The organism is Tamlana crocina (assembly GCF_012037625.1).
The window spans coordinates 1-334 of the sequence record NZ_JAAVJS010000605.1 but is presented as its reverse complement, the minus strand read 5'-3'; the positions used below and the strand labels follow the sequence as shown (position 1 = coordinate 334).

Sequence of the window (334 nt, the reverse complement as noted above, 5' to 3'; positions counted from 1 at the left end):
AATCTAGTGTCCAGCCGGTTCCTGTAATAATCGCAATTTCTCCCGGCGCATAATCATCCTTATCTGATGTCACAGTAGGGTTAGGTAAATTAGCTTCAGAATATGCCTGCAGATTAGGGCTTGTAGTTGTTGTAGAAGGGGTTTCCGTCTGCCCCACCACCGCCGCTGCCGGCAGAGTAAAAATCATCAGCAACAGCACAAACCGTGTTGCTCCGGTAAATTTGAGTAAAAATTCACGCATATCAATAAGTATTAAGAATGAACAAAAACTGTAGAGATATCCAGGTAGGGGAATTGGATAGCTTTTACACTAACTGCGGGGGAAGTAAAAAGC

General features: G+C 43.7%; 1 protein-coding gene. It reads right to left on the bottom strand.

The features are described from left to right. Positions 1–241 (bottom strand): hypothetical protein (locus HC176_RS18245; protein ID WP_167920413.1); only part of this gene is annotated, 241 nt, incomplete at its 3' end. Positions 242–334 lie beyond the last annotated feature (93 nt).